Source organism: Microbacterium sp. LWH13-1.2 (assembly GCF_038397735.1).
In the GTDB taxonomy this organism is placed as follows: domain Bacteria; phylum Actinomycetota; class Actinomycetes; order Actinomycetales; family Microbacteriaceae; genus Microbacterium.
In genome coordinates this window covers 254,047-269,254 of sequence record NZ_CP151635.1, presented here as the reverse complement: position 1 = coordinate 269,254, position 15,208 = coordinate 254,047, and the positions used below count along the sequence as shown (strand labels likewise).

Here is a 15,208-nt window from a genome sequence, read left to right as displayed (position 1 = left end):
CCCGTCGACCTCGTACTCTCAGTCTTACGAGGAACCGATCTGACCGATATGTGAGTTTCTCTGGCAGTTTCCTTTTCTGAATGGAGAAGTTTCCATGACCACGCTTCCGGAAACCGGCGATCCTGGAGCCCCGACGCTCCGTGAGGCTCTCCTCGTCGCGGACGGGTCTCTCTCCACTCGCACCGCTGACTCCGATGCGGATACGACGGCGTTCAGAGGAGTGGACTTCTTCGACCCCGCACTCGATGCGACGGAGTATCGCGATCGGATCGTGCTCGCCGCCGGCGTCGCCGAAGCCGACCTGCCCGCACTCGCCGTGCAGCTGGCCGCAGTGGGTGCAGCGGCCCTGATCGTTCGTCGCGCGCAGCCCGTCGACATATCGAGCGAGGCTCCCGAGTGGACCAGTGCGCTTCCGCTGCTGCACCACCTGGAGGGCGACTGGGCGCAGCTGGCGAACGTCCTGCGGTCGCTTCTCAGCCCGCACTCCGTCGGCCACGTGACAGGGGTGCGCCTCGGTGACCTCTTCGGCCTCGCGAATGCGCTCGCCACGCTGTCGGAGGGCGCGGTCAGCGTCGTCGATTCCACCGGTCAGGTCGTGGGGTACTCGACCCACAGCGAGCAGCCCATCGACGACATCCGGCGCCGCACGACGCTCCTGCTGCAGGAGGAGATCCCCATCTCGTCCGACCTGGACTACCAGTCGCTGCTCCGAGCTCCCGATGCCAGGCACTTCCCGTCCGAGACCGACCAGTTCGGTCGGGTCGGCATCGCGGTGCGGGCGTCCGGCGAGCTCCTCGGGTCGATCTGGGTGATCCAGATCGACCCCGCGCTCGCCCCGCGCACCATGACCCTTCTCGAGGAGATGGAACCGATAGCCGCGCAGCACCTGCTGCGGGCACGGGAGGACGCGGCGGATCGGGACCAGCGCAACTCCGGCCTGCTCCGCACTCTGCTCGAGGACGAACGGCACGCCCGCAGCGCGGCGTCGCAGCTGCTGATCCGCCCGGAGGCCGGGTGCACGATCGTGTGCTTCCGTGTCGACACCTTCGACCAGGTCGAGGCGATGCGGGGCCTGCATCGACTGCTGCATCTGGCGATCAGCGTGTCGAGCGCCGCGTTCCCCGGTTCTCACAGCGCGGTGATCGGCACGCAGGTCGTTACGCTGATCCCCGGCTCGATCGCTGCGCGCGCGCACACGTTCGCGCAGGCTGTCATCCGAACCGACACCGCGCTGATCGCCGGCATCGGCACTCGCGCGTACGACGTGAACGGGATCGCCCGCTCGCATCGCGAGGCCGGTGCGACAGCCGGAGTGCTGATGAGCACTCCCGTCGCTGACGACCGTCACCGCCAGACCCGTATCGCGACGTTCGACGAGATGCGCGATCGGCTCGCGATCCTGCAGGTGACTGACCTGATCGAAGGCCTCGATGCCGCCGTCGGCGACTCCGCGAGCATCCTGGCCGAGCACGATGCGGCGCAGGGCACGGATCTGTCGAGAACCATGCGCATCTACCTCGACCACCTCGGGAGCGTACGAGAGACCGCCGCCGCGCTGCACGTTCACCAGAACACCGTGCGGTATCGCCTGGACGTCGTGCGCAACGACCTGGGCATCGATCTCGACTCTCCGGACACGCGACTGTGGCTGTGGCTGCGCCTGTCGGTCGCCTCCCGCTCTTCGCGCTGAATCGTCATCCGACGCCCGGGGGGACCGCGACCGACACTCCGGACCTCCCGTTCGTCGGATCGATGTAGCGAGCCGCGACGACCGGTGTGCCGGCCCCGACGTCGAACAGAACCAGCTCGTCGACGCCCTGGGGGATCCTCACGATCTTCGAGCGCCCCTGCTCGTCGACCAGCTCGATCCACGTCCCGGGCTCCGCACGCACGCGCAGGCAGTCACGCTCGATGGCCGGCGGTACGCGACACTGGTCATCGTCGCCGGTCTGGATCTCCGGCACCACGAAGAACAGCGGTCCGATCGGCTCCGCCCACCCTGTGACACCTGTGCGGGCGTCCTCATGCCGCACCCTCAGTGTGATCCCCTGGCGCAGCCGCTCGCCGGAGACGTCGAGCACGAAGGTGCCGTCGTCCTCGACCGACGCGGCATCGAGGACGACACCTGCTTCGTCGACCACGCTCACGATCGCCCCGGGCGAGCCTGCGCCCTCGATAGACCCCGGCACCAGGGAGTACTGGGAGATCGACCTCGTGATGCGGAAGTCGTGGGATTCCTGGATCAGCGAGTCGACCACGGGCGGCCCCACCGGCGCCCTCGGTGACGATGTCGGCTGGGGCTGCGGGTGCGTCGGATTCGGGTTCGGCGTCGTGTTCGGCGTCGGCGTCGCTGACGGCGAAGACGGCGCTCCGGTCCGGGCTGACGTGCCGTCCACCTCCACCGCGTCGGGCTGAGCCTCGACGGTCAGCAGGCGCTGGGAACCGGGGCTCGGGCGCCTCGCAGGCCCTGCGGGATCCGCCGCGCGCGGTGCTTCCTCGGCGGCCTGCGCCAGTGGAAGCTCTCCTCTCGGATCGGAGGCCTCGATGCTCGACGACGTGGCATCCTCATCACCCGCATGGGGAAGATTCAGCACGCTCCCGCCGAACACCACTGCTCCGAGAACAGCGACGGCCGTGGCTGCCAGCGCGGCGAGCCCGCTCATCGGGAAAGGGGCGGGCGAGGTCGCGTGCGCGGCGATGCCGACTCGCGTGGCCATGACCGCAGGCGCCACGCCGGCTGTCGCGGTCTCCGTGGGACCCGACCCCGCGTGCTCGAGCCACGACCGGACGTCGCTCGCGTGATCCGTCACCGCGTCAGCGGCCGTCGCCGTCGCGTCGGGACCTGCGTAGAGGCCGGCTGCCGCACCGCCGAGCAGAGCTGCCGGGAGGATGGACCTCAGCCTCTGCGACACCGTGTCGATCTCGGCTGCGACGAGCTGGCATCCCCGGCAGCTGCGCATGTGAGCTCGGAAGCGTGCGGCATCATCGCCCCGCACCGGGCGCTCACGCTGCGCCACGATGCGTTCACAGAACCAGCGGCAGTCCTCGGACCGCGACGGATCGTGGATGTGCGTCTGCAGCCAGGCCCGGCGGAAGCTGTCCCGTGCGCGGAGCGCGAGCGCAGACACGGCATTCGGGGTGATCCCCATGAGTGGGGCGAGCTCTCGCGGCTTCATCCCCTCGACTTCGAGGTACCACAGCAGCGTCCGGTGTCTCGCAGACAGCTTGCCGAAGACCTCGGCCACGCTGGAGCGCTCTGACATCCGCTCGATGGGGTCGTCGGTGTCCGACGCCAGCTCCTGCTCGGAGATCACCTCGATCGACAGCACCCCTGATCCGCGCGACCAACGGGCGGCGGTATTGCGAAGAGTGGCGAGGAGATACGGACGGAAGGCGTCGCTCGGGCCCCCTCCGGCCTTGGTCACGCGGAGGATCGATGCGAAAGCCTCGCTCACGAGATCGTCAGGGTCCGCCGACGGTGAGATCGCACGCGCGGCCCGACGAGCGGCGTCGACGTGACGCCGCCACAGCAGTGCGAAGTCCCCGATGTCGCCGCCACGCACCGCATCGATGATCTGGTCGTCTGAGGGCTCGATGAGCGCGTCGTCGTCGCTGTCGAGAGGCGTGGGGGGATTCATGCTGCTCCGGATGTGGCGGATGAGGGACGAGACGTTGGGGGTGCCTCGTCCCTCCGACTCTCGTAAGGGTCGATTCCGCAGTGCGTGAGTCGGCCGGGGAGGCGTCGATTCTCGCGAAGCGGTGCGCCGGGCGGGAGTCCGACGCCAGGCCGATGGCCATACCTACAAGACCCTGACGGCGGCGAATCGTGACGGGCGCCCTCGGGATCGACGCTCAGGGAGCGCATCAACCGGCGTTCTGCGGGGATTCCACCGGCGCGAGCGCGAGGAAGCGCATCTTGTTCTCGCCGTAGAAGCAGGTCTGCACCATGAATTCGCCGGACATGCCGACGAGCTCTTCGACGTTCGACCACTTCGGCGTGTGTCGCTCTTCGACGACCTCATAGACGACGTCGGAGCCCGCCACCGTGACCCGTTGACCGATGTCCCAGCCCAGGATGACGTCGCCTCCGCAGTTGTTGTGAGCCGCGAACAGAGGCAGGACCGCATCGACGCGATAGCTGACCATCTCGGTGAAGGTGCCGTCGCAGTGGTCGAGCTCGACCATGCCGCCTTCGGCCCCGAGTCTGATCACCGGCAGCTCGCCGGGCGCGACGATCTGGTGCAACTGTCTCTGCACGGCGACCTTGACGTCGCCGGTCACCTTGTCGACCATCTCAGGGGCGAACGTCGACGCGGCGAGAAAGGCCACGCCGAGCCCGACCAGCACGATGCTGCAGCCCAGCAGCCCCACCCGATGTCGGCGTCGGGTCACGGGGTGCTGCTCGGAGCCCGCATCGGGTCGGATGCCGTCATCGGTGCGGAGATCTTCGATCCCGGCCGTCATGACGCGGGCGTCCGCTCGACGTGGGTTCTCCGCCGAGATCCTCCGCGATCGCTGGAGCGCGGTGATCGGCGGCGGCGGTCGCGAGATCGCCGTGGCGTGACGACGATGAATGTGAGCACCGGAACAGCGACGACGAGCAGCGCCCACCACGGCAGGCCCGCGGGGCCCGTCGCATCGTCGATCGTGACGATGGACGTGTCGTCGGACGGTGCCTCGATGCGCTCCGCCCGCACCAGAAGGCGATGCGTGTTGACGCCGGTAGGCGTGCACGTCACGAGGGTGATGTAGTCCTTGTCGGGCACCTGGCGCAGCGCCTCGGTGTCATCGGGCAGCACTGTCGTGATCTGATCGACTTCGTAGTACAGGTCTTCTCCCAGCGTGGTGACGACGATGACGTCGCCCTCGACCAGTTCGTCGATGTCGTCGAACAGCGTCGCCTGGACGAAGCCGTTGTGCCCGGTGAGCACCGAGTGCGTCCCGGGGCCCCCGACGGGGAGCGACGAGCCGTAGAGGTGGCCCACGCCGCGTGAGAGCGTCTCTTCGCTCGTGCCGTGGAAGATCGGCAGGTCGACATCGATCTTCGGGATGCGCACGCGCGCCATCGCGTCGGTGCCTTCGGGGCTGAGGGTGTCGAAGTACGCGGCGGCACCGTCGCCGATGGCCGTCTGCTGCCCGTCGGCTCCGAGCGCGTACGGATCACGCAACGGCCCGGTCGGCAGGTTCGCGTTGTAGGCCTCGGCATCCGCGAGCATGTCGGTGATCGCGTCGTCGGGAATCTGTTCGATCGACTGGACGTATCCGTCGACCTCGGTGTCGTGGCTCCACGCCGAGAACCAGGACGCGGCAGTCGGGTAGATCAGCACCACGATTCCGACGGTCGCGATGAGCATGACGATCGTCTGGCTCCATCCCCAGCGCGCACGCCGCGCGGGGACCCGCGTGGTCGGTGTCGTGCGGGCATCCGGAGCGGATGCGTCGATGAGCGTCATGCGGATCTCTCTGAGTGGGTGTCGGTCAGGATCTGAACGGAGCCGGAGTCAAGGCGAATGGGCCGTGCGGGGGAAGGGACCTCAACACCTCCCCCGCACGGCCGGTCTTCGTGTTACGCCTCGCTACCGGCCTTGCGACGGCTGCGGATGGCGAGGAGCGCTGCTCCACCGAGCAGCAGGACGCCGCCGGCCAGGAACAGAGTGGTTCCGGCGCCACCGGTCAGCGGCAGCTTGAACCCGGCGTTCGAGGGGACGTTGACGACCTCGAGGTCGATGCCCGCGGCCGAGGTGGCCTCGGTCACGGTGAACTCGATCGGTGCGGCCAGCAGCTCGTACCCGTCGGGTGCGACCATCTCAGCGAGCCAGTAGGTCTGGTAGCCGTCTTCGCCCGCAGCGACAGCGGCGTTGTCGGCCCAGTCGGAGTAGCGCAGACCCGAGATGGTCACGGTTCCGTCGGCGGCCACGGCGAACTCGGTCGCTCCGTCGAGCGCGATGGCGTTGATGCCGTCGATCGCGTCCTGCTCGGTGGGGTACACCGAGAACACGGCGCCGGTGAGCGGGGCGCCGGTCTTGTCGGTCTTCTCGACCGTGATGTCGCCCCACTTGGTGACGACCTCAGGGGTGACGGTGGGGCCGCCGGGCTCGCCCGGAGCGACCGTGTACGAGGCGAGGTTCGGGTAGAGCACAGCGGTGTTGGCGATCTCGCCGACCGTGTTGACCGTAGCCGTGAGAACGACCTGCACCTGCGTGGCCGGGTGTGCGGCGAGCACTGCGAGGCCGGATGCGGTGAACTCCACCGTGACCGTGTTGGTGGTGGCGTCCAGGACGACCGTGTAGTCGGTCGTGGCGAGAGCGGTGCCGTCGAGGAGCGTCACAGCGGCGCCGACGTAGTCGAGCTTGGCGTCGAGCGTGTCGACGACCTTGTAGCCGTCGATGACGGCGACGTTCGGGATGTCGGTCGTGATCGTGAAGTCGATATCGTCGCCGAGCTTGACGTCCTCCGAGTCCTCGACCGTCTTGGTGGCCTCGGTGAGAGCGTTCTTCGGGTAGACGTGCACGTCGTACAGCCAGGTGCTGTCATCGGCGGGGTCGGTGAGCGGCACGGTGACGAGGAACGGTGCGACCGCGGTCGATCCGCTCAGCGGTGCGGTCTCGACGACGAAGTACAGACCGAGGTCGAGGTTCGCGAGAGCGATCTCGCCGTTGGCGTCGGTCAGCGTCTGCCCGCCGACGGCGCTGGCGGTGTAGCCGGCGGCCGTGATGTCGGCGACGCTGTCGGGGTCGAGGTCTGCGAGGTCGTTGGCGTCGATCCAGCCCTGGTTGCTGGTGAGGTCGATGGTGTCGACCTTGTAGACCGTGAAGCCGACGCCCGGGAGCGGTGCCAAAGCGACGTTCTGCTCGGTGCCGTCGTTCGGCAGGCCGGTCGGCGTCTCGGGCGCCTCGAACTTGTGGATCGTCAGCGAGCCGACAGCATCCGGGTCGACGAGGTTCGGAGTCGCGGCACTCGCAGGTGCAGCGAGGGTCAGCGCGGCGACGCCTGCGGCCAGCAGACCCGCTGCGACGCGGGAACCGCGCCTGTTGTTCTCGTTGTTCACTGTGTCTCTCTCTCGGTAATCCAGGTCGCCCTGGAGGTCTTCGGATGGTGGTGAGCTGATGCAGATCAGATCTGCAGGTCTTCGGTATCGGCGCGTGCGCTGCGGCGACGGATCCAGAGGGCGAATCCCCCCGCGCCGAGCACGATCAGAGAGCCGGCGAGTATGTAGGGCAGCGCGCCCGTCCCTCCGGTGGTCGGAAGCTCCATCGCGGGCACGTCGTGCACCGTGATGATCTGCCCGGCCGCGGTCACGGCCTCACCTCCCCCGGCTGTGATGCTCACGGTGCGGTCGGGGTCGATGGTGAACTTCACCGGGGCGGCCAGCAGGCTGAACCCGTCGGGCGCTGTCAGCTCGCTCAGCCAGTAGGTGCCGGCGGGGATGCTGTCGATCTGGAACAGGCCGGTCTCGACGTCGCCGATCGTGAACGGCAGCGCCGCCCCCGGCTCACCCGCGACGTCTTCGAGCACTGCGAACGATGATCCGTCCATGCGCACCCAGGCGTCGGCGTCCGACTCTCCGACCTTCTCGATCTGCAGCGGGATCCGGAACGGCTCGATCGGCGTCTCGGTGCTGTCCTCGTTCGAGCGCACCAGCCCGCCGTCGGGGTCTGTGCCCGTCGAGTACGCCGTGTTGATGACCTTCTTCGCGTCCACGTCCGCCGGGGTCACGACATAGGGAGCGTTCGCGACGCAGTGCGCGATCTGAGTCGGTGCGATCGTGGTGGGCGTGCACGTGACGGTGATGCTCCGCTGGGTCAGTCGGTCGTCGACCACGGTGATGTTCGCCACGGTGACGTTGCCGGTGTTGGTGACGTCGAACGCGTACATGATGTGGTCGCCGAGCCCGGTAACGCCATCCTGATCGACGTCGACGACGGATGCCGTCTTGTCGAGCACGATCTTCGGCGTCCAGCCGGCGGGGATGATCTCGTCGTCCGAGTCGGTGACGTTCGGCCCGACCGTCGGAGTTCCGGTCGCCCTGGCGACGTTCGTCAGCGGCGCGTTGTCGAGGTCGGCCTGCTGCACCACGTAGGTGGCCGTGCAGGTCATCGTGGCACCGCTGGCGAGCGTGGACCCCTGAGGTGGCACGCACGACAGCGCCGTCATGTCACCGGCGCCGGAGAAGGCGTCTTCGGTGATGCGCACATTGCTGAGGCTCGTGTTGAGCGTCGTATTGGTCGGCGCCTTGGGCGTCGTGTTGGTCGCCACGAAGGAGTACGTGATGACATCGCCCACCTTGGTGAACACCTTGTCCGGGTCGGTGTCACCGGTCACGGCGACTCCATTCACGGCGGTGATGCGCTTGATCAGGTCGATCGACGGCTGGATGACCTCGAGCGAGGCGTTGGCCGGCGGGTTGAGGTTCGTGGTGATGTTGGCGGGACCGTTGATGTAGGCGCCGTTCACGGTCGAGGTCACGTCGACCGTGATCGTGCACGACGCCGCCCCCTGAGCCAGGTCACCACCGGTGATGCCGACCGTCGTCCCACCGGCCGGCGCCGTCACGGCGTACGGCGCTCCCGCCGTGCTGGTGCAGGTGCCGCCGACGTTGGGCACCGCGGCGATCTTCAGGTTCGCCGGCAGCGCGTCGGTGATGAACCAGTCGTTCTTGGCCATCAGATCGGTGGTGTTCGTGACGGTCAGGGTCATCTTCGACGTCGCGCCGTTCAGGATCACGGTCGGGCTGAACGCCTTGTCGAGCTGCGGCGTGACATCGACGATCTGCGGCAAGTCGAATGCGGCGTCGTTGCCCGAGCCGCTCGCCGTCGCGTTGTACAGCGACAGACCGAGGTTCGCGGTGGTTCCGACGGGGATCTGGTAGGCGGCGGATTGCAGCTTCGCCACCTGCGGGCCCCAGTCGGTGTTGTTCGTGCACGGGTTGAGACCTGAGCTCAGCACGATCGGCGAACCGTTCACGATGAGCGAGAAGGTCTCCCTCGGCTGGTTGGCTCCGCCTGCGGCAGGGCAGCTCGTCGCAGCGAAGTACGCGGATACCGCGTAGTAGTGTCCGGCGGTCGCTGGGATCGTGTTCACGGTGCGGAACTGCGTTCCCGCGGCGATGGTGCCGTTGGCGCGGTTGGTGTACTCGGACAGCACCTGGTTCGAAAGGGCCTGGGCGGCAGTCTGTCCTTGCGCCATGCCGAGCGCGACGGCCATGTCGCGGAGCTGCGCCCATCCGTCCGGCTGGTTGTTGAGGCATCCTGTGTCGAGTACGGGGATCGGGGTCGACGAGTTGAGGATCCAGCCGTTGCACTGCTGCCCCGCCGGCGTCCACTGGAGGTCGGCGGTGTAAGTGCTGTTGGCCGCGGCCGTTCCGCCGACGTACGAGGTGATCGGAAGCGCCGCGAGCGACGCGTTCTGGTTCGAGAAGTTCTCCGTGTAGACCGGCGTTCCCGCCTGCGGTGCGCCCGGCGTGCCGGGAACGGTGGCCGCAGCGGTGAGGCCGGAGTTCGGGGCCAGCGTTCCGCCGGCGACGAGCACGCCTGCGACGGCGAGCACGCCGAGCAGTCGAACGAGCGCGCGTGGGCGCGGCTCGACCGCGGCGCGCGCAGAGCGCCCCGTCGAGCGGTGGTGTGAGCGAACGCTCATAGGTGTCCCCGTCCTGGCGTACCCCGAGCGCCGGCCGCGTGCGGCCGAACGACGGCGTGAGCCTGTCCCCAGAAGTGCGTGTGTGTATTCCCCTGTGACGTGCAGCCTGGAAAGGCTGCCCATCACATACCCAGACCTCCGCGAGGAGCTTTTATGACGGTCTCGCGAAAACTTTCTGATCGGATTCCGCAGAGCTGCCCTAGGCTCGCACCATGTTCAGCGCCGACACCCTCCTGACCTTCGTCGTCGCGGCGTTCATCATGGTCGTGATCCCCGGGCCGACCGTGCTCTTCACGATCGGCAGGGCCATGGCCCTGGGCAGGGTCGGCGGCTTTCTGAGCATCCTGGGCACCGCCATCGGATCGGTCCTGCTCGTCGTCGGCGTCGCACTGGGAGTCGGCACCGTGGTGGCGCAGTCGGTCGTGCTCTTCACGATCGTCAAGGTGCTCGGCGCCGGCTACCTCGTGTTCCTGGGGATCCAGGCGATCAGACACCGCAAGGACGCGGCGGACGCGATGACGGGTGCCGTGGCCGGTCGCTCAGGTCTGCGACTGCTCGGCGAGGGCTTCGTCGTCGGTGTCACGAACCCCAAATCCATCGCTTTCTTCCTGGCGATCCTGCCGCAGTTCGTCGATCTTCACTCAGGATCGGTGCCGATGCAGCTCTTGGTGCTCGGGGTGATCGTCGTCGCGATCGGAGTCGCGTGCGACGCGGTCTGGGTGCTGCTCGCGAGCGCTGCCAGGGAGTGGTTCGGTCGCTCACCGCGTCGCATCGAGGCGATGAGCGCGACGGGCGGAGGCCTCATGATCGGTCTCGGTGTGTTCCTGCTGGTGTGGAGCGAGAAGCCCTCGAGCGCCTGACGCCCGCAATCACATCCGGGCGTAGCGCGCGCGGACCATCGAGAAGACGCCGTAGATCGCGAGGCCCGCTCCGACCAGCCAGAGGATGGCCCGTCCGAACGGCAGGTCTGTGAGACTGCGCAGCGCGGCATCGAGGCCCGCTGCCTTCTCCGGGTCCTGCGTCCACGCCGCCACCACGAACAGCGCGCCTGTGACCGCGACCGCGATGCCCTTGGCGATGTAGCCCGCGATCCCGAGGGCGACGATGCCCGGTCGGGCGGAGCCCGTCGGCACGTCCATGGTCTTCTCGAATCCGCGCGTGAACCCGATGACGATGAACCCGACACCCACCCCGACCACGCTGAGCCCCAGGACCACGAGCAGCACCACACCGCCGGGAGCAGACAGCACCACGGCGCTGAGGATCTGCGAGGTCTTCTCGGACTCGACCGTCCCGCCGAACGCGAAGACCAGGGCGAGCCCGGCGATCACCAGGTACGCCGCGGCGATCCCGATCAGCTTCACCCGCTGCCCCCACTTGCGCGGTTCCTCGCCCGACGCGAGCATCCCGCTCGCGACCTGCCAGATCGCCAGCGCGATCAGTGCTGCGGCGACCGCGGCGAGCAGCAGCCCCCCGATCGGAGTGGAGCGGATCTGCTCCATGGCGCCGTCCTGGTCGGCATCCCCTCCGCCACCTGACGCGATCGAGATCGCTATGGCTCCGATGATGATGTGCACCGCTCCGACCATGACGAAGCCCGTCCGTGCCACGCGGCGGAAGGCATCGGAGCGCTGCGCCGTTCGCGCGGCGTCCTTCGGGGAGGTCATCCGTGCAGGATATCGCCGAGCCGGGAGTCTGCGGAGGGGTCCCGGTCCTGGCTCTCGCCGAGCAGTCGTCGGTCTGCCTCGTCGTCATAGCGATCCTGGGCGTCGAGAACCTCCTCGACATGCGATTCCGCCCAGACCTGCAGAGCCTGCAGAGGTTCGTGCAGCGTGCGCCCGAGCGCAGTCAGACGGTAGCGTCCGTGTCCGTCGTCGTCCACGGAGCGCACGAGCATGCCGTCGCGTTCGAGCGCGCGAAGCGTGTCGACCAGGACCTTCTTCGTTATCCCCTCGACCTTGCGGTGCAGCTCGCCGAACCGCAGAGGCTGCTCGTGCAGCAGGATCACGATCATCGCGGTCCATTTGTTGGCCACGCGGGCCAGCGACGCCCTCGACGGGCAGCTCGACGAGAACACGGTCCATTCGGGGCTCATCCGCTCGGCATCCTTTCCGGTGACGTTGAAGTGACCACGCTCGGGAGGAGACGCTGGGTCCTCAGAGTACCGAGACATCGAGGAGGACATCATGTCGGCGATCGACATCGTAGGACAGTACGGCGCGGCCATGGCCGCGGGAGACATGCAGGCGTTGGCGGCGACGTTCGCCGCGGATGCCGTCTGGCACCAGCCCGGCCGCAGTCAGGTGTCGGGCGACAAGGTGGGCCCAGACGCGATCATCGCGCATCTCGGGCGCTTCATGGAGCTGAGCGGCGGCTCCTTCGCGCTCGAGACCGAGTCGGCGACCGAGAGTGGCGCCCTCGTGTCGGCGACGGTGCGCTTCCGTGCCGTGCGCGAGGGACGCGCGGATCTCGAGCAGCACGGCGTCGACGTGTTCCGCGTGGCGGACGGCAGGATCGCAGAGGTCTGGCTGATCAGTGAGGACCAGCAGGCGGAGGACGCCTTCTGGGGACACGCCTGAGACGCACGCGGGGCCGGGCGTCCGTTTCGGCGGGGCTCCGGCCCCCGCCTGCACCCGAGGGTCAGCTCACGCGTTCGACCGGTTGACGGAGGATCGTGCGGAGTCTCGCCGGCTCGACCCGTCGGACGTCGCTGAGGTAGACCTCGTGGTGCAGTCCCGTCATGCGCAGGCCCCTGTCGGGGATGAAGCGATGGTGAAGGTCGTCGAGCACGGGGGCCTCGTCGTCATAGGAGCCGACGTGCAGGGTCTGCACGCAGAGTCCCTCGTCGAGGGTCTCGAGGCGCACCGAGCGCAGTGACGGATTCTCCTGCTTCTTCTTCGACGCCTTCTGCTCGACCATTTCGACGGCGTCGGCGAACATCTCGGGCGTGACGTGGGCCGGCACCATGATCATCAGCGTCCACAGCCACGCCGACTTGTCTCGCCGCGAGGTGAACGACTCCATGTCAGGCGCGTACCAGAGTCCTTCCAGCGGCATCACGACGGTGTCGACGCCGAGAGTCTTCCTGCTCTCGAACTTGAGCGTGTACGCCAGCGGGAAGAGCGCCGAGACGGCATCCGCATACGCCGGGGCCGTGTTGGGATCGCCCGCTCCGTCGATCATCAGGTACTGCATCGCCGGCACCTCGAGGATGCGGAACTCGCCCCGTTTCGCCCTGTACGCGTCCAGCGTCTTCTTCGGGTCGATCGCCATCGTCGTTCCTCTCGCTGCCCGACACTGCCTCCCGCCGTGGCGACAGTGTCGCACGGACGGGTGACATCGGATGGGCGAAGCTCAGATGCCTGCCCATCCGATCGCGATCAGTCCTGCTCGACCGCCAACCAGAGTTCGCACGACGCATGCGTGCCGGTGAACTCGAGGTATCGGACGATCGACGGCCCCGGCCGCAGCCTCCACGGATTCGACGGGAACCAGTCGCTGGCCGTCGCGGCCCAGAGGTTCTGCAGGGTCTCGGGGAACGGGCCGGTGGCGGCGAAGACCGCCCACGAACCCGCCTCCACGCGGATTGTGTCGAGATCGTCGGGTATCGGTGCATCCGGATCCAGGGAGACCCCGTGCAGGTAGGTCAGCTCTGTGCCTTCGGGGGCGTCCGGTGCGATGTCGTCCGTGATCGCGAGGATCCCCGTGGGCTCCCGGTCGCTCACCTGCTTGAGCCGGATGTGCTCCTCCGGCGCGATCGCCGCGATGTGCGCCTGGATGTGCGGGTTGACTCCCTCATGGATGAGCGGGATTCGCGCCGCGTGACCTACGAGCACGAGCTCGGGCATGGTGGTGATGGTGACGTCCATCGGGGTGCTCCCTTCGACGCTCAGGCGGAACCGGAGCGTGGGTTGTGTGCGGAGAGGACCCCCATCCCGGCGCGCATCGACGGGGCCGATGCCGTGCACGGCACGGAATGCACGGCCGAACGCCTCGGATGAGCCGTAGCCGTGTCGCACCGCGACCTCGAGCACGTTCGTGGCGCCCGCCGCGAGCTCGGCACCGGCCAGAGTCATGCGGCGTCGACGGATGTATTCCGACAGAGGCATGCCCGCCAGCGCCGAGAACATCCGGCGGAGGTGGTACTCGGTCGTGCCGTGAGTCCGGGCGAACCCGGCGACGTCGAGGTCCAAGCGCGAATCGCTCTCCACGAGCTCGACCAGCGCGTTGAGCGTTCCGATCATGAGGCCCTCCTTTCCCCACCATCGTCCGCTGAGCGGGACCGTGCCACCCGATCATCCGGATCGGATGCGATCAGCTCGCGATGCGTCAGGCTCGCTCCCCCGGATCGGCCAGCAACCCGGCGAAAGCCAGCTCCGCGGCTCCGATCAGCAGCCGATCGGCACCGAGGGCGGCCGGGCGGATCTCGAGGCCCTCGACGCTCTCCGACATCGCGAGCGCGCCGACGTCTGCGGCGACCTGCTCTGAGCGCAGATCGGCGATCGTCGCGAGGAACCCTCCCAGCACGACGAGGGTCGGATTGAGCACGTTGACGGCGTTGGCCAGCGCGCTCGCGAGCACATGAGCCTGTCGCGTGATCTCGTCGGCCACCGACGGCGACTCCGACGATGCGAGCGCGGAGTCGAGCGTCTCGTCGTCAGCGGCTTCCAGACCCACCGCGTCGAGCAGCAGCCGCCTGCTCACCTCGGCCTCGAGGACGCCGTCGCCGGTGCGGCGGTCGCCGTCCGCCGAGATGCGCGGGCGGTTCTGTCCGAACTCCCCCGCGTAGCCGCCCGCACCCGCGACCGCTCGACCGTGGATGATCAGGCCACCACCGATTCCGGAGGCGCCGCCGTTCAGATAGACGATGTCGTCGATCCCCCGACCTGCTCCGTAGCGATGCTCTGCGATCGCCCCGAGGGTGGCGTCGTTGTCCACGAAGGCCGGCGCACCTGTCGCCGACCGCACGAGATCGGCGAACGGCACATCGGTCCACTCCAGGTGAGGGGCGTTGCGGACGACCCCGTCCGACGTCCGCACCAGGCCCGGTACGGCGACTCCCACCGCCTCGATCCGCGCTGCTCGGAGCGGCCCCGCGCGCCAGGCGTCGACGCACGCCCGGATCGTCTCGGCCACTCCCTCGGGCGTCGGCAGCCCCTCGTTCGGAAGTCGCTCGCGAACCAGGATGCTCCGGTCGAGACCGACGGCGGCCATCTCGATCGCATCCACCTCGGGGTTCACGGCGATCGCGACGACGTCCGCAGAAGCCGTCACGACGGGCGACGGGCGCCCCACCCGGCCCGGCAGATCGGGAACCTGCTCATCGACGAGACCCCGCCTGACCAGCTCGGCGACGAGATCGGCGATCGTCGACCGGTTGAGCCCGGTCGCCTCGGTGAGAGCTGCTCTCGACTGGGCGCCGTTCTCGTGCACGAGCCGCAGGATCAGGGAGAGATTGTGTGGGCGGGTACCCAACGCGGGGCTCGACTGCGACGGCATCCCTTCACTGTAGGGGGTGGACGCGCCTCCTGTCATGAGATATGTTGTGAAGCACAACTTATTCGATGACCTG

13 protein-coding genes are annotated in these 15,208 nt (G+C 68.2%); 3 read left to right on the top strand and 10 right to left on the bottom strand.

Translation table 11 applies throughout. The features are described from left to right. Window positions 1-94: 94 nt before the first annotated feature. Window positions 95-1,690: a helix-turn-helix domain-containing protein gene (locus MRBLWH13_RS01130; RefSeq protein WP_341956517.1), complete on the top strand. Its 1,596-nt coding sequence runs from the start codon at window positions 95-97 to the stop codon at window positions 1,688-1,690. 4 nt (window positions 1,691-1,694) lie between these two features. Here MRBLWH13_RS01130 and MRBLWH13_RS01125 read toward each other — a convergent pair whose 3' ends face one another. The 5 genes from MRBLWH13_RS01125 to MRBLWH13_RS01105 all read right to left on the bottom strand — a co-directional run bounded on the left by MRBLWH13_RS01125 (window position 1,695) and on the right by MRBLWH13_RS01105 (window position 9,636). Then, window positions 1,695-3,638 (bottom strand): sigma-70 family RNA polymerase sigma factor, encoded by a 1,944-nt coding sequence (locus MRBLWH13_RS01125; protein WP_341956516.1) that lies wholly within the window; start codon window positions 3,636-3,638, stop codon window positions 1,695-1,697. Between the two features lie 226 nt (window positions 3,639-3,864). Then, on the bottom strand, window positions 3,865-4,464 hold the full coding sequence (locus MRBLWH13_RS01120; protein WP_341956515.1) for a hypothetical protein: 600 nt from the start codon (window positions 4,462-4,464) through the stop codon (window positions 3,865-3,867). Beyond that, window positions 4,461-5,453: a class C sortase gene (locus MRBLWH13_RS01115; RefSeq protein ID WP_341956514.1), complete on the bottom strand. Its 993-nt coding sequence runs from the start codon at window positions 5,451-5,453 to the stop codon at window positions 4,461-4,463. The genes MRBLWH13_RS01120 and MRBLWH13_RS01115 overlap by 4 nt, the downstream gene beginning before the upstream one ends. A gap of 113 nt (window positions 5,454-5,566) precedes the next feature. Continuing rightward, window positions 5,567-7,048 (bottom strand): SpaH/EbpB family LPXTG-anchored major pilin, encoded by a 1,482-nt coding sequence (locus MRBLWH13_RS01110; RefSeq protein WP_341956513.1) that lies wholly within the window; start codon window positions 7,046-7,048, stop codon window positions 5,567-5,569. Window positions 7,049-7,113: 65 nt separating this feature from the next. After that, window positions 7,114-9,636, bottom strand: coding sequence for a SpaA isopeptide-forming pilin-related protein (locus tag MRBLWH13_RS01105; RefSeq protein ID WP_341956512.1), 2,523 nt, complete (start codon window positions 9,634-9,636; stop codon window positions 7,114-7,116). Window positions 9,637-9,848: 212 nt separating this feature from the next. Between MRBLWH13_RS01105 and MRBLWH13_RS01100 the strand changes: the two genes are divergently transcribed. Further along, window positions 9,849-10,496 carry a LysE family translocator gene (locus MRBLWH13_RS01100; RefSeq protein WP_341956511.1) on the top strand — a complete coding sequence of 216 codons (648 nt, stop codon included), beginning with the start codon at window positions 9,849-9,851 and terminating at the stop codon, window positions 10,494-10,496. 9 nt (window positions 10,497-10,505) lie between these two features. On the opposite strand, the gene MRBLWH13_RS01095 is transcribed toward MRBLWH13_RS01100, so the two are convergent. Both MRBLWH13_RS01095 and MRBLWH13_RS01090 read right to left on the bottom strand, forming a co-directional pair. Then, entirely contained in the window at window positions 10,506-11,303 is a 798-nt protein-coding gene (locus MRBLWH13_RS01095) for a DUF1206 domain-containing protein (RefSeq protein ID WP_341956510.1), read from the bottom strand. After that, window positions 11,300-11,839: a helix-turn-helix domain-containing protein gene (locus tag MRBLWH13_RS01090; RefSeq protein ID WP_341956509.1), complete on the bottom strand. Its 540-nt coding sequence runs from the start codon at window positions 11,837-11,839 to the stop codon at window positions 11,300-11,302. Before MRBLWH13_RS01090 ends, MRBLWH13_RS01095 begins: the two co-directional genes overlap by 4 nt. Here MRBLWH13_RS01090 and MRBLWH13_RS01085 point away from each other — a divergent pair. Continuing rightward, window positions 11,823-12,215, top strand: a complete 393-nt coding sequence (locus tag MRBLWH13_RS01085; protein ID WP_341956508.1) for a nuclear transport factor 2 family protein — start codon at window positions 11,823-11,825, stop codon at window positions 12,213-12,215. The two genes, MRBLWH13_RS01090 and MRBLWH13_RS01085, sit on opposite strands and share 17 nt — an antisense overlap. Window positions 12,216-12,276: 61 nt before the next feature. Here the strand turns inward: MRBLWH13_RS01085 and MRBLWH13_RS01080 are convergent, their stop codons facing one another. The 3 genes from MRBLWH13_RS01080 to MRBLWH13_RS01070 form a co-directional block, all read right to left on the bottom strand. Further along, window positions 12,277-12,909 carry a GyrI-like domain-containing protein gene (locus tag MRBLWH13_RS01080; RefSeq protein ID WP_341956507.1) on the bottom strand — a complete coding sequence of 211 codons (633 nt, stop codon included), beginning with the start codon at window positions 12,907-12,909 and terminating at the stop codon, window positions 12,277-12,279. A gap of 107 nt (window positions 12,910-13,016) precedes the next feature. Then, entirely contained in the window at window positions 13,017-13,880 is an 864-nt protein-coding gene (locus tag MRBLWH13_RS01075; protein WP_341956506.1) for an AraC family transcriptional regulator, read from the bottom strand. Window positions 13,881-13,965: 85 nt separating this feature from the next. Continuing rightward, window positions 13,966-15,135: an ROK family transcriptional regulator gene (locus tag MRBLWH13_RS01070; RefSeq protein ID WP_341956505.1), complete on the bottom strand. Its 1,170-nt coding sequence runs from the start codon at window positions 15,133-15,135 to the stop codon at window positions 13,966-13,968. Window positions 15,136-15,208: the final 73 nt, after the last annotated feature.

Bases quoted from the DNA above. Each gene is read 5' to 3' on its own strand.
- MRBLWH13_RS01130 (WP_341956517.1), top strand. From the start codon at position 95: ATGACCACGCTTCCGGAAACCGGCGATCCTGGAGCCCCGACGCTCCGT.
- MRBLWH13_RS01125 (WP_341956516.1), bottom strand. From the start codon at position 3,638: ATGAATCCCCCCACGCCTCTCGACAGCGACGACGACGCGCTCATCGAG.
- MRBLWH13_RS01120 (WP_341956515.1), bottom strand. From the start codon at position 4,464: ATGACGGCCGGGATCGAAGATCTCCGCACCGATGACGGCATCCGACCC.
- MRBLWH13_RS01115 (WP_341956514.1), bottom strand. From the start codon at position 5,453: ATGACGCTCATCGACGCATCCGCTCCGGATGCCCGCACGACACCGACC.
- MRBLWH13_RS01105 (WP_341956512.1), bottom strand. From the start codon at position 9,636: ATGAGCGTTCGCTCACACCACCGCTCGACGGGGCGCTCTGCGCGCGCC.
- MRBLWH13_RS01100 (WP_341956511.1), top strand. From the start codon at position 9,849: ATGTTCAGCGCCGACACCCTCCTGACCTTCGTCGTCGCGGCGTTCATC.
- MRBLWH13_RS01095 (WP_341956510.1), bottom strand. From the start codon at position 11,303: ATGACCTCCCCGAAGGACGCCGCGCGAACGGCGCAGCGCTCCGATGCC.
- MRBLWH13_RS01085 (WP_341956508.1), top strand. From the start codon at position 11,823: ATGTCGGCGATCGACATCGTAGGACAGTACGGCGCGGCCATGGCCGCG.
- MRBLWH13_RS01090 (WP_341956509.1), bottom strand. From the start codon at position 11,839: ATGTCGATCGCCGACATGATGTCCTCCTCGATGTCTCGGTACTCTGAG.
- MRBLWH13_RS01080 (WP_341956507.1), bottom strand. From the start codon at position 12,909: ATGGCGATCGACCCGAAGAAGACGCTGGACGCGTACAGGGCGAAACGG.
- MRBLWH13_RS01075 (WP_341956506.1), bottom strand. From the start codon at position 13,880: ATGATCGGAACGCTCAACGCGCTGGTCGAGCTCGTGGAGAGCGATTCG.
- MRBLWH13_RS01070 (WP_341956505.1), bottom strand. From the start codon at position 15,135: ATGCCGTCGCAGTCGAGCCCCGCGTTGGGTACCCGCCCACACAATCTC.